Origin of the sequence: Streptomyces sp. NPDC050759, from assembly GCF_044456945.1 — a bacterium.
Taxonomy (GTDB): domain Bacteria; phylum Actinomycetota; class Actinomycetes; order Streptomycetales; family Streptomycetaceae; genus Streptomyces.
Map to the genome: position 1 here is coordinate 962,809 of NZ_JBITGI010000001.1, position 11,552 is coordinate 974,360.

9 protein-coding genes are annotated in these 11,552 nt (G+C 69.3%); all 9 read right to left on the reverse strand.

Translation table 11 applies throughout. The features are described from left to right. Nucleotides 1–96: 96 nt before the first annotated feature. Nucleotides 97–2,169: a hypothetical protein gene (locus ACIBJB_RS04270; RefSeq protein WP_398926298.1), complete on the reverse strand. Its 2,073-nt coding sequence runs from the start codon at nt 2,167–2,169 to the stop codon at nt 97–99. A 133-nt stretch (nt 2,170–2,302) separates the two neighbouring features. Then, nucleotides 2,303–3,802, reverse strand: a complete 1,500-nt coding sequence (locus ACIBJB_RS04275; RefSeq protein ID WP_398926300.1) for an SDR family NAD(P)-dependent oxidoreductase — start codon at nt 3,800–3,802, stop codon at nt 2,303–2,305. A 144-nt stretch (nt 3,803–3,946) separates the two neighbouring features. Next, nucleotides 3,947–5,140, reverse strand: a complete 1,194-nt coding sequence (locus ACIBJB_RS04280) for a hypothetical protein (RefSeq protein ID WP_398926302.1) — start codon at nt 5,138–5,140, stop codon at nt 3,947–3,949. 105 nt (nt 5,141–5,245) lie between these two features. Then, nucleotides 5,246–6,796 (reverse strand): alkaline phosphatase D family protein, encoded by a 1,551-nt coding sequence (locus tag ACIBJB_RS04285; RefSeq protein WP_398926304.1) that lies wholly within the window; start codon nt 6,794–6,796, stop codon nt 5,246–5,248. Nucleotides 6,797–6,996: 200 nt separating this feature from the next. Further along, nucleotides 6,997–8,517: an FG-GAP and VCBS repeat-containing protein gene (locus ACIBJB_RS04290; protein WP_398926306.1), complete on the reverse strand. Its 1,521-nt coding sequence runs from the start codon at nt 8,515–8,517 to the stop codon at nt 6,997–6,999. 101 nt (nt 8,518–8,618) lie between these two features. Beyond that, nucleotides 8,619–10,055: a GTPase ObgE gene (gene obgE, locus ACIBJB_RS04295; protein WP_398926308.1), complete on the reverse strand. Its 1,437-nt coding sequence runs from the start codon at nt 10,053–10,055 to the stop codon at nt 8,619–8,621. 104 nt (nt 10,056–10,159) lie between these two features. Beyond that, on the reverse strand, nt 10,160–10,414 hold the full coding sequence (gene rpmA / locus ACIBJB_RS04300) for a 50S ribosomal protein L27 (protein ID WP_266523379.1): 255 nt from the start codon (nt 10,412–10,414) through the stop codon (nt 10,160–10,162). A 14-nt stretch (nt 10,415–10,428) separates the two neighbouring features. Then, nucleotides 10,429–10,749 carry a 50S ribosomal protein L21 gene (gene rplU, locus ACIBJB_RS04305; RefSeq protein WP_030601628.1) on the reverse strand — a complete coding sequence of 107 codons (321 nt, stop codon included), beginning with the start codon at nt 10,747–10,749 and terminating at the stop codon, nt 10,429–10,431. A gap of 206 nt (nt 10,750–10,955) precedes the next feature. Beyond that, nucleotides 10,956–11,549 carry a dTDP-4-dehydrorhamnose 3,5-epimerase gene (gene rfbC, locus ACIBJB_RS04310; protein ID WP_280866878.1) on the reverse strand — a complete coding sequence of 198 codons (594 nt, stop codon included), beginning with the start codon at nt 11,547–11,549 and terminating at the stop codon, nt 10,956–10,958. Nucleotides 11,550–11,552: the final 3 nt, after the last annotated feature.

The following is an 11,552-nucleotide window of genomic DNA, read 5'->3' on the forward strand; positions in this document are numbered from 1 at the left end:
GGGGAACGGGTTGCATCCGGCACCGGGACATACGCAGGAAGGGCCCGGATTTCGGGATCACTCCGAAATCCGGGCCCTTTCTTTACGAAGGGGAGGTCAGGCCTTGGTCGTGGCCTCCGCCGCCGAGGCCGCCGCCCGTGACTCCTGGCCGACATTGCGTGCTTCGGCCTTGATCGCGAGGTTCGCCACCGCGGTGTTGAACTGCTCGATGGACGTGGGCTCGTCCGGTCCGAGCAGATACTGCTTGAGCTCCACCCGGTCCTCGGCCAGCGGGTCGGCCGCCGGGTCCCGGACCGCGTCGAGCAGCTCGCCCAGCTCGGTGGCCTTGTTGGACAGGATCGTGGCCGCCCGCACCGCGGTGTTCTGCCGCTTGAACTCCTCCACGCCCAGCTCCGCGGAGTCCGTCACCGCGTACGGCTTGCCGCTCGCGATGAAGTCGGAGACCACGCTGGAGATGTCGGAGACCATCGCGTCGGAGACGTTGAAGCAGTCGTACAGCCGCGGCTCGGCACCCGAGATCACCCGGTGCTCCCACACCGGGAAGGAACGCCAGTATGCGTCGTTCCACTCGCCGCGCAGCCGGGCGATCTCCTCGTACTTGGCCACGTCGACCACGCCGTCACGGCTCGCCTCGGCCTCGTCGCCCTTGTCGCCGCCGTTTCCGGCGAGGACGGCGAGCCTGGCCTCGATACGGGCGAGCTCGGCCTTGGCGTCGGCCTGGGCGGCGGCGTCGGCCTGGAAGCGGGGGTCGGCGGCGCGCTCGGCGGCGGCCTTCTCGATCAGCGCGGTGACCTTCTGGTGCGCGGCGCCCGCCTTGGCGAGGACCGTGCCGGTGAAGGGGTGCGGCTTGTAGAGGACACGCACCGGCGGGTCGGCCTTCAGCAGCTTCTTCACGATGTTCTCGCCGGCCAGCATGAGCGAGGTGTTGCCCGGGTCACCGTCCCAGCCTTCCCAGGTGGGGGCGTAGAGCACGGTCGGGCAGTATCCATCAGCGGCCCCGCCGCGGGGGCCCGGCGTCCCCTGCCCCTTCTGGATCGGCGCCAGCTGCGGGCGGCCCACCTCGACGATGTCCTCGTCGCGGACACCCACGTCGGCGATGGCGTAGCGGTCGCGGCCCGCCCGGCCGGCCACCCACACCTCGTCGTACGCCTTGCTGAACGGGTTGACGCTCGCCAGCTTGTCGCTGTCCCCGTGACCGATGAAGACGTGCTTCATGGTGGGGACGCGCAGCAGGTGGATGTTCTTGCCGACGTTCGCCGCGTACAGCGCGACCCGCACCGTGGACAGGTCCATGTTCATCAGGTGCACCCCTCCGGGCACGCAGATGACGGGGACCGTGGTGGGCGCGAGGTTCTGCAGGATGACGCGCTCACGCAGGATGATCAGCGGCCTGGAGTCCAGCTGCTCCATGGTCTCCAGCCACATGTTGACCTGGTAGACGGAGTCCTTGGAGCCGGAGAAGTAGAGCACCGTCTCCGGCTTGTAGTCGCGCAGCCATTCGTCGACCTTGGCGAGGATCTTGTCGGCGTTCGGCGGGACCTTCTTGCCGCGTACGTACGGCATCAGCGCCAGGACGTACAGGGTGCCCAGGACTATCGTCACGCCGATACCGATGAAGCCCGGCAGCGCCCAGTCCATCGCGGCGGCGACGAGTATGCCGACCACGGCCGCGAGGTCGAGGTGCAGCATCTTCTCGGCCGAGCGGTTCAGCAGACCCCACCGCGGGGCGTCGGGGATGCGGACCCGGGAGGCCAGGTCGACGTTGCGGGTGGCGACCGGCAGCCGGCGGCGGTTGCGGATCAGGGTGACCAGCGCGCCGTGCGGGGCCTGGAGGCCGTAGAACGCGATGAAGCAGGCGGTGGCGCCGTAGAAGATCAGGTTGTCGGAGAGGTCGAGCCGGGCCAGCAGCAGGATCAGCAGGAGCTGTCTGATCAGGAAGCGGATCGACAGTCCGGCGCGCACCTTGCTGAGGCGGTTGATCAGATAACTGCCCTGGCGGTGCAGATAGTGGTCCGCAAGGTACGTGACGGCGGTCGCGGCCGCGAAGGCGGGGACGCTCGGGATGAGCGCGGCCACCATTATGGCGGGGAAGCCCGCCAGCATGAGGACCGCCGCGGCCAGCTCGGCCGCGCTGCCCACCCGGGCGACGCGAATAGCGGTGCTTATCACTGAAAACCTGCTCTGGGAGGGATGCCGGTTGTTTACGAATTAACGGTGGTGCTTAAGGCTTCAGGCCCCTGTGAATGCACCAGGAACGGGCAGCCACAGAGGCCTGAATTTACCGAAAACTAATTGGCCTTGATTATGCCACGCCGTCCTGACGGTCCAGGACACTGGCCAGCGCGGCGTCGAAGCCGGAGGCCTGGCCCGCGGAGGCCGTCGGGTCCTGCTGGCGGACGTCGATGACGTGCCCGGTCAGCTCGGAGAGCAGCACGTCGAGCGAGGTGCGGGCCACCGCCTCGGAGGACAGCAGGCTGCCCGCGGGCTCCTGGCCGAAGGCCTTGGTGCGCATGGGGGTGGCGGTGCGCTCGGGGTTGATGCAGTTCACCCGGACGCCGTCACCCGCCCATTCGTCGGACAGGGCCTGCGTCAGGTTGACCATCGCCGCCTTGGTCGAGGAGTACAGGCTGTACTCGGCGCGGCCGCGGGTGTAGCTGCTGGAGGTGTACAGCAGCAGCTGCCCCTTGGTCTCCGCCAGGTACTTGTACGAGGAGCGCGCGATCTGCACCGGGGCCAGGTAGTTCACCTTCAGCGCCTCCTCGATGGTGGCGTTGTCGGTCTCGGCCAGCTTGCCGATGCGCAGCACGCCGGCGGTGTTGACGACGTAGTCGATGCGCCCGGTCTCGGCGTAGGCCTTGGACAGCGCGTCGTCGACCTCCTCCGGGTTCTCCACGTGGGTGCCGGTGGTGGAGCGGCCCAGCGCGTACACCTTGGCGCCGTAGGACTCGGCGAGCTCGCCGATGTCCTTGCCGATGCCGTAGGAGCCGCCGAAGACGACGACGGTCTTGCCGGTGAGCAGCTCTCGGTAGGCCTCGTCGCTCACCTGCTCGGGAGCCGCGGTCGAGGCGAGCTGGAAGAGCTTGTCGGCGATGAAGACGTCGACGGGCTGCGTCACCTTCATGTTGTACTCGTCACCCGCGACGACGTGGATCGGCACGTCCGGCAGGTACTTGAGCACGACCGAACAGTCGTCCGTGGCCTGGAAGTTGGGGTCCCCGGCGGCGACCTCGTAGGCGCGCTTGATGGTGGACAGCTTGAAGGCCTGCGGGGTCTGGCCGCGGCGCAGCCGGGAGCGGTCCGGGATCTCGGTGATGAACTCGCCGTCCAGGCCGTGCTTGCGCGTCACGATGATGGTGTCCGCGGACGGGATGGCGACGTCGACGGCCTGGTAGCGCTCCAGGGCGACCACGCAGTCGTCGATCACACGGCGGGAGAGCAGCGGGCGTACGGCGTCGTGGAACAGGACATTGAGGTCCTCGCCCTCGGCCAGGCCCTCACCGAGGGCCGCGATGGCCCGCTCGGTGGTCTCGTTCCGGGTGGCGCCACCCTCGATGATCTTCTTGACCTTCGTGAACCCGGCCTTGGCGACGATCTTCTCTATGTCCGGAACATAGCCCGGCGCCATCAGCACGATGATGTCGTCGATGGAGTCGGCCTTCTCGAAGGTGGTCAGAGTGTGCTCGATGACTGCCTTGCCGGCGATCTTCAGCAGCTGCTTGGGGATCGAGAGACCCACGCGCTGACCGGTACCACCGGCCAGGATCACTGCGGTGGTACGGGGCTTGGCGATGTGCTGGGACACAGAAGACCTACCTCGGGGCGACAGGGAACGGGGAAATGGTCCCACTTGCGGTTACCGCTGTGCAAGGTGACCGCCGTTCACTGCATATGTACGCGCTACCTGTCATTCATCTTGTACTGCCCGTGACGACGGCCGTGCGGGAGTTCAGCGGCAGCGCAGCTTCTTCAGGCACCGGTGTCCGAGTACCCGCATCAGTTCCCTCGACGACGTCTGGTGCACCGTGCGCGCCTTGGCCGGCGAGGTGTGCCGCACCGGCGACTCGGCGGCCGCGGCGAGCGCCCCGTACAGCGCCCGGGCCGCCACCTCGGGCGCGATCCGCGGGGCGGGGATCCCATCCAGGGCGGACGCCTTCGATACGGCGGACAGGAGCCCGGGGTCACCGACGACCCGCACCCCCAGGTCCCCGATACGCCCTGCCATCTCGGCGCCGATCTCGGCGGCGGCCGCCACGGCCCACTCGGGAGTGAGGATCTTCACGTCATCGGGCGATGGACTGCACGCGTTCTTCATATGCATGACCGCGCCGTTGCGGACGAGTTTGGAATACAACTCGTCCGGCAGTCCATTGCCGCGGAATTCCTTGTTAAGATTCCGCAGCATTTCGGTCTCGGCGAGAGTAAGAGAGCGATTCGCCGCATCCGGAACGGGCTGGAGGAGATTCTCGGGCAGCCCGAGGAGTCGTTCGAAAGTGCGCATGAGACCACCGCGGTCGCGGTCGTCGACCACGACGACGGTGATCCGCTCCGTACCGACCGCCCGGGCCCAGCGCTCGACGAGCCGGTCGTGCCGGTGGCGGCGCCAGAAGCTGGGGTTGGGCTGCTCGTACGGCGCCTTCCTCAGCATGTGCGTGAGCCAGTCGTCGTAGCCCATGCGCAGACCGTTCTGCACGTACTGCTGCCACTGCGAGGGCATGATCTTCACCAGCGGACGCAGGGTGACCAGTACATGGGCGCGCTCCCCGCCGAGCTGCTCCGCAATCCGCGCGACCGTGTCGTCGTCCTCGGCGTCGGCGAAGAACTCGCTGCTGATCACCGAGGTCCTCCCGCCGGTGGCCGCGACCTGTTCCAGCAGCCGCGTCCAGTGCTTCTCGGTGGGCGTGGTGTCGCCGATCATCGCGGGCCTCGCGCACGCGGCCAGGGCGGCTTCCATCGGGTGTCTGCTGTGCGCCGGGAACACGACGCCGTGCTCGGGCAGCAGGTCCTTGGCCGCGAACAGCGCGCCCTGGATGGCGGTCGTGCCGGTCTTGTGGGGGCCGATGTGCAGCAGGCGCGTGCCGCCGGGCAGCGGAGCGGTCACGCCGTTCACCGGAAGGTCGTCACTCGTACAGTCCGTCTCCATAGTCAGAGGACGGTAAGAGAAGTGCCTGAGGGTTACCTGAGAGGAGCGTGGGACGGTGATGAGGACCACGCCCCTCTCGGACCACGCCCCTCTCGGGCGACGTCCTCACACCAGACGGACTCCGGGCTTGCCCGCGTCCACCCGGAGCTGCGCCAGGGTGCTGGGCGTCGCCTGCGGCTTGAGCACCGTGTCCACGACCCGGACCTGGGCGTCGATGCCGTGCCGGTCGATGTCGAAGAGGTGGTAGCCGCGGTGGGCGTCGATGAATTTCCAGTGCGGGTTGTCGGCCCTCAGCGGGTCCCACTGGGCGTGGAAGGCGGCCTGGTCCTGGTCGCCGTTGCTGGAGATGGACGTCCCGACGAACTCGGCGCCGACCACCCGGGAGGACGGGTCGGCGTAGTCCTCCTTCAGGTCGCTGATCATCGTGAGGTGGCGGTCGCCCGAGAGCACGACCGGGTTGCGCACGCTGCTGAACTCCTCCAGGAGCGCGTTGCGTTCGACCTGGTAGCCGTCCCAGGCGTCGTAGTACCAGAGTTTGCCCTCGCCGAGCAGGATGTCGGTCTCGGCCATCATGATCTGCGAGGCGATGAGGTTCCAGCGGGCCGGTGAGCCGTGCAGCCCGTCCAGGAGCCACTGCTTCTGCTCGGCGCCGAGCATGGTGAGCGAGGGATCCTGGGCGGCCGCCTGACCGGTGACCTGGTCGCTGCGGAACTGCCGGGTGTCGAGCACGTTCAGCCGGACCAGCCGGCCGAAGTCCAGACGCCGGTACATCTGGATGTGCGGGCCGTCGGGGACGGCGCTCGCGCGGACCGGCATGTGCTCGTAGTACGCCTGGAAGGCCGCGGTCATCCGGGCCACGAACGCGTCGTGCGGCTGCTTGTCGGGGTCCTGCGGGATCTCGCCGGCCCAGTCGTTGTCGACCTCGTGGTCGTCGAAGGTGACCACCCAGGGCGCGTTCGCGTGGATCTCGGCGAGGTCCGGGTCGGTGCGGTACTGGGCGTACCGGTTGCGGTACTGGACGAGCGTGTACGGCTCTCCCGCGCCCTCGTGCCGGCGCGGACCGGCCGACGACGGCGCCGACTCGTAGATGTAGTCGCCGACGAACAGCACGACGTCGGGGTCCTGGTCCAGCATGTCGGCGTACGGCGTGAAGTAGCCGTGCTGCCAGTTCTGGCAGGAGGCGAGCGCGACGCGCAGGGTGCCCAGGGAGGTGTGCCAGGCGCGGGCGGTGCGGGTGCGGCCGGTGCGCGAGAGCTGGCCGTCGGCGCGGAAGCGGTACCAGTACGTGCGGCCCGCGCGCAGGCCCCGTACATCGACGTGGACGCTGTGTCCGAACGCGGGCAGGGCCTGGGCGGTGCCGCGGCGGACGACCTTTCTGAAACGCTGGTCCTCGGCGAGCTCCCAGTCCACCGGCACCACCCTGTCGGGCATGCCTCCGCCGTTCAGCGGGTCCGGGGCGAGCCGGGTCCACAGCACGATGCCGTCCGGCAACGGGTCACCGGAGGACACCCCGAGGCTGAACACCCCGTCGGGCAGCGGGGTCTCCGCCGCTCGCGCGGTGCCCGGCAGCCACAGCTGGGCGGAGGCGGCGGCGCCGAGCACGGCGGCGCCTGCGGTAAGAAAGCGGCGTCGGCCGGGTGATGCTGCTCCGTACATAGCGAACTCCCTTGCGTCGCTGACCTCTTGGACACCCTTGAAGCTCACGCTTCGGGGGGATCCGCGCGTTGAACCAGAGTGTTCGCGTGCATGACAAATAGGTAGACAACAGAAGAGCCGTTGCGACTCGGGTATCACATGATGAACGTGATCCCGGCGCAACGGCCTTCAGGACACTACCGGCTGACGATCTTTTGGGTTTAGTTGGCGAAGCCCGAGCCCAGACGGGCCTTCGCGGCGGTCGTACCGAGGAGGGTATGGCCGAAGGTGAACGTTCCGTTCGGCGCCAGGATGGTGGCCGGAAGCGGCACACCGCCGGGCGACACGACGTACTCCCCCCGGGAGCGGAAGGACCACACGGACCCGGCGCCCGCGTTCTCGCCGGGCGCGCCGACCGCGACGTCTGACAGTCCGTCGCCGTTCGCGTCACCCGCATGGACGGCCCCGCCGAAGGCGTCGCCCTTCTCCGCGGTACCCGGCACGCCCGTGCTGTTCTGCGTGACCACCTGGTGGGAGCCGGCGCCGGTCAGCCCGTCGGCCCGGCCGCTGAGCACGACGACGGACCCCGCGTCCTTGACGGAGTTCGGTGCGGTGGCGGGTCCCAGGTCCTCGCCGGGCACGCCGGTGACCACGTCGAGGTACCCGTCGCCGTCGACGTCGGCGAGCTGGACGTCGGTCCCGAAGCGGTCGCCCTTCTCGGCGGTGCCGGGCACGCCGGGGCTGTCCTGGTTGACGAACTGCGCCGCCACACCGTCAGGAGCCCCTGAGGTGCCGGGTATCCAGGTGATACGGCCGCCCTTGGCGCGGTAGGTGTCCAGGTCGCTGTCGTAGCCGTCGACGGCCCGGCCCACGACGATGTCGTCGTAGCCGTCCCGGTTCACGTCCCCGACCGCGAGGTTCTCGCCGCCCTGGAGTCCGGCGCCGTCGATGTCGTAGACGAGGGTGTAGGGCGTGAGGCCGTCCTTGGTGCCCCACCAGTACACGACCCGCCGGGAGTCGAACTCGTCGCCGTCGTTCTCGGCGGCGACCACGTCGGTGACGCCGTCGCCGTTGAGGTCGCCGACGGCCAGGTCGAGGACGCGGCTGTCGTACCTGTCCTTGACCACCTGGCGCTTCCCGGTGGCCGAGCCATTGCGGGTGAAGGGCCCGCCGATCGCCGACAGGTTGTGCTGAGCGACCACGGTCAGCAGGTCGCTCGCGCCGTCCCCGTCGATGTCCGCCGCCGCGAGCCGGCCCTCGGCACCGAGCTGGTCGTATCCCGACCCGGCGGCGAGGGTGGCTCCCCCCGCCAGACCGCGGGCGCCGCCCCACACGACCTGCACCAGGCCGGCACCGCCGTTCTCCCCGCCCACGCCCACGACCAGGTCGGTGTATCCGTCCCGGTCCAGGTCGGCGGTGGTGAGCGCGCTGCCGAACCGGTCACCCGCCTCGGCGGTGCCCGGTATCCCCGCGCTGTTCTGGCTGAACACCTGCTTCGTGGAGGTCTTCAGGCCGCTCGCCGAGCCGTACAGCACGCCGACGAACCCGGCCTTCGCCTTCCCCGCGACGGTCCCGTCGGACGCGGCCACCGCGAGGTCCGCGTAGCCGTCCCCATTGAAGTCGTCCCGCGCCTGGTGAGGGGCGGCGCCCGCGGCACCCGCGGCGGTGGGCAGGGCGACGACCCCGCCGAGCGCCAGGGCGACGGCGAGCCCCGTGCGCCACCCTCTTCGTTGTACGCGCATGCCGCGTCCCTCCTGTGACGGTCGTACGGATTGCCCCGTACGACTCACAGGAAGGGCGGTTGGTTGTCCTTCGGTATGCCGGGACGTCGCCCGGCGTTCACTCAGAACGGCTCGAAGTCGTCGAACTCCTGGGTCGCCTCGTCCCGTTCGGCCTGCTTGTCGCGGCGGCGCTGGGCGGCAGGACGGGGTTCCTCGAAGCGGTGGTCCTCGCCGCGCCGGCCGAGCATCTCGGCGCCGGCCATGACGGTCGGCTCCCAGTCGAAGACGACCGCGTTGTCCTCGGGGCCGATGGCGACGCCGTCGCCGGAGCGGGCGCCCGCCTTCATCAACTGGTCTTCCACACCGAGGCGGTTGAGGCGGTCGGCGAGGTAGCCGACGGCCTCGTCGTTGCTGAAGTCGGTCTGCCGCACCCAGCGCTCCGGCTTCTCGCCGCGCACCCGGTACAGCCCGTCCTCCTCGCGGACCACGGTGAAGCCCGCGTCGTCCACGGCCTTGGGCCGGATGACGATCCGGGTCGCCTCCTCCTTGGGCTTGGCGGCCCGCGCCTTGCCGACCAGCTCGGCGAGCCCGAAGGACAGCTCCTTCAGCCCCGTGTGCGCGACCGCGGACACCTCGAAGACGCGGTAGCCGCGCGCCTCCAGATCCGGCCGCACCATCTCGGCGAGGTCCTTGCCGTCCGGTACGTCGATCTTGTTCAGGACGACGATGCGGGGACGGTTGTCGAGGCCGCCGTACTCCCGGAGCTCCGCCTCGATGATGTCGAGATCGGAGACCGGGTCGCGCTCGGACTCCAGCGTGGCGGTGTCCAGGACGTGCACGAGGACACTGCAGCGCTCCACGTGCCGCAGGAACTCCAGGCCCAGGCCCTTGCCCTGGCTGGCGCCCGGGATCAGGCCCGGCACGTCGGCGATGGTGTAGACGGTCGAGCCGGCGGTCACCACGCCCAGGTTCGGGACCAGCGTGGTGAAGGGGTAGTCGGCGATCTTCGGCTTGGCCGCGCTCAGCACCGAGATCAGCGAGGACTTGCCCGCGCTCGGGTAGCCGACCAGCGCCACGTCGGCGACGGTCTTGAGCTCCAGGACGATGTCCTGCAGATCTCCCGGCACGCCGAGCAGCGCGAACCCGGGGGCCTTGCGGCGGGCCGAGGCCAGCGCCGCGTTGCCGAGGCCGCCGCGGCCGCCCTGGGCGGCGACGTAGGAGGTGCCGTGTCCGACCATGTCGGCGAGGACGTTGCCCTGCCGGTCGAGGACGACGGTGCCGTCCGGTACCGGCAGGACCAGGTCCTGGCCGTCCTTGCCGGAGCGGTTGCCGCCCTCGCCGGGCTTGCCGTTGGTGGCCTTGCGGTGCGGGGAGTGGTGGTAGTCGAGCAGCGTGGTCACGGACTGGTCGACGGTGAGGATCACGTCACCGCCACGACCGCCGTTCCCGCCGTCCGGGCCGCCGAGCGGCTTGAACTTCTCACGGTGGACGGAGGCACAGCCGTGACCTCCGTTACCCGCGGCGACATGCAGTTCGACGCGGTCCACGAAGGTGGTCATGGGGTGTGCCTCCAGTTACGTACGGGGTGTTCTTTCATCAACACGCGAAAGGCGGACCCGCTTCCCGGGGAGGGAAGTGAGGTCCGCCTCGCGAAAGTTTCCGATCAGGCGACCGGAACGATGTTCACGACCTTGCGGCCACGGCTGGTGCCGAACTGCACCGAACCGGCCTGGAGGGCGAACAGCGTGTCGTCGCCGCCACGGCCGACGCCCGCGCCGGGGTGGAAGTGGGTGCCGCGCTGGCGGACCAGGATCTCGCCCGCGTTGACGACCTGACCGCCGTAACGCTTCACGCCGAGGCGCTGAGCGTTGGAGTCACGACCGTTACGGGTGGACGATGCGCCCTTCTTGTGTGCCATCTCTCCTCAGTCCCTTACTTCGCAGCCGCGGGGATCTCAGTGACCTTGATCGCCGTGTACTGCTGGCGGTGGCCCTGACGACGGCGGTAGCCGGTCTTGTTCTTGTAGCGAAGGATGTCGATCTTGACGCCCTTGTGGTGGTCCACGACCTCGGCCTGGACCTTGATGCCGGCCAGCACCCACGGGTCGCTGGTGACAGCCTCGCCGTCGACAACGAGCAGGGTCGAGAGCTCGACCGTGTCGCCAACCTTGGCAGTGGAAATCTTGTCAACCTCAACGATGTCGCCGACAGCAACCTTGTGCTGGCGACCACCGCTGCGCACGATGGCGTACACGCGGATCTCACTCTCTCGCTCGGGAACGGCACCCCCGCAGTCCAGCCGCCCGGCAGAGCGAGCGGCCTCTCCCGGCCAGAACAACGACCCGAGAGGAAGAGGTTTACGGGGATGTGGCGTGTCACCAGTGGACACGCCGACGCTCCAGGTTACGGGGCCACGGCCGAACGGGTCAAACCGGGCCCCGTCGCGCTCAAACCCGCGCGTCAGGATCCGAGGCTCTCCCGGTAGGCCACGCACTCCTCGTAGGAGGGCAGCAGCCCCTGCTCGCGGGCCTCGGCCAGGGTGGGGGCCTGCTCGTCCTTGGGAGAGAGCAGCGGGGCGACCCCCTCGGGCCACTCGATGCCGATCTCCGGGTCGAGCGGGTGGACGCCGTGCTCCCGCTCGGGCGCGTAGCCCTCCGAGCAGAGGTAGACCACGGTGGCGTCGTCGGTGAGCGCCATGAACCCGTGGCCGAGTCCCTCGGAGAGGTAGACGGCGTGGTGGTCCTGGTCGTCCAGGCGGACGATCTCCCACTGGCCGAAGGTCGGCGAGCCGGTCCGGATGTCCACGATCACGTCGAGGACCGCGCCGCGCACGCACTTGACGTACTTGGCCTGCCCGGGCGGCACGTCGGCGAAGTGGATGCCGCGCAGGGTGCCCCGGCTGGAGACGGACATGTTGGCCTGGGCCAGGCCGAGCGGGTGGCCGGCGGCCTCCGCGAAGACGGGGGCCTTGAACCACTCGTGGAAGCTGCCCCGGCCGTCGGGGAAGACCTTCGGCTCGAACACCCAGGCACCGGAGATCGAAAGGGGTCGCATCGC